This is a genomic window from Acinetobacter endophylla, assembly GCF_053543775.1.
The window spans coordinates 1-1,511 of sequence record NZ_JBLVOM010000127.1 but is presented as its reverse complement, the minus strand read 5'-3'; the positions used below and the strand labels follow the sequence as shown (position 1 = coordinate 1,511).

Below are 1,511 nucleotides of genomic sequence, written 5' to 3'. Positions count from 1 at the left end.
GATGGAACGATACATGATGTCAAGATTGCTCCCAAAATGATTGAAAAACTTGATTTGGGTGAAACGGAAGTATGTTGTGCAGACAAAGGATATGACTCTGAATCATTAAGAGAACAAATATCTGTGAAAAAAACTAAAGCGAATATTCCAAGAAAATCAAATACTCAGTCAAATAATGATCATATGGATTGGTATTTATATAAAATCAGACACTTAGTTGAGAATGCATTTTGTAGGTTAAAGCAGTTCAGAGGAATAGCAACACGATATGATAAGCTAAAGTGTAGCTATGAGGGGGCAGTTGCATTAGCTTGTATATTTATTTGGCTACCTTTATCGGGTAAATTCTATACTTGAAATGTCAACAGACCCTAACCAAAACGTAAGTTTATCAAATGCATTTGAAGCCAAGTTTGGTAATGAGCTATCTGAAGAATCATTAAATCAGAATCATTCTATGGTAATTGTATCGAGTGAATTAGATGCAAGCTCAGAAAGAATAATTAATTATTTGAATAAATACACCACACTTAATATTAATGTCATGTTTTTCAAAGTCTTTGAGGATAATAATTCTAAATACATCAGTCGCTCTTGGTTGATAGATCCTCAAGAAAGTGAAGAAAGAGCAATAAGTAAAACAAATCAGTTACCCTGGAATAATGAGTTTTATTGTTCTTTTGGCTATGAGGAAGATGGACGTAGTTTGGATGATGCAAAGAAATATGGCTTTATATCAGCCGGGGGAGGAAGCTGGTATACCAATACACTGAATCTTCTTAATGAGGGTAATAGAGTATGGGTTAATATTCCGAAGAAGGGCTATATTGGTTTTGCTGAAGTGATAGGGCCAAAGACTTCTATAGATGATTTTTCCAAAGATAAGGAATTAGAAGGTAAATATCTTACATGCCTAGAGAATGGAGAAGATAATGCTGAATATGTAGTACCAGTGAAATGGATATATTTAGCAGATAATCCAGTTAAAGAATTAGGTTTTTTTGGTAATCAAAATACAATAGCAAAACCAGTCACTCCTAAATGGGAATATACAGTTCAGAGATTAAAAAAGATTTGGGATATTAGAGATTAATTTTTATTTGAGTTTGTTATTAATTTAATAGCAAACTCATTGTTCTCTTGTGATTAAAAGCATCATCAAAAATTGGTAATTCTAATTTTTTATATGCCACTCGAACCTTAACTTCAGCAATATTAGCTTTAGTTTAATATTTATTAGAAAACTTGGTGGTGTTTTAAAAAGTATGCTGACATTAAATGAAGCCATTATTGATGTAAAAGAAGGTTAAGTCGAAGGCTTTAAAATGGTTTTCAAGCTTTTTGGAGAAATTACAACTTCTTCTAAAACCACGCCTTATTCGATGCCTTATTTTGCAATTATTACCTTCAATTCCTACAGTAAAAAACTTACCAATACTTTGCTTGCAGTTTTTAAAAGCAGTGATGAAACTGTCCCAATGATCACTTGCAATTCGGGTGTAGTGAATACC

General features: G+C 32.2%; 3 protein-coding genes. 2 read left to right on the top strand and 1 reads right to left on the bottom strand.

The features are described 5' to 3' along the window. Nucleotides 1–357 (top strand): transposase (locus ACNPNW_RS05900; protein ID WP_448766701.1); only part of this gene is annotated, 357 nt, incomplete at its 5' end. 1 nt (nt 358) lies between these two features. Beyond that, nucleotides 359–1,093: a DUF8606 domain-containing protein gene (locus tag ACNPNW_RS05895; protein ID WP_448766700.1), complete on the top strand. Its 735-nt coding sequence runs from the start codon at nt 359–361 to the stop codon at nt 1,091–1,093. A 181-nt stretch (nt 1,094–1,274) separates the two neighbouring features. Here the strand turns inward: ACNPNW_RS05895 and ACNPNW_RS05890 are convergent. Next, nucleotides 1,275–1,511 (bottom strand): IS1 family transposase (locus ACNPNW_RS05890; RefSeq protein ID WP_448766626.1); only part of this gene is annotated, 237 nt, incomplete at its 5' end.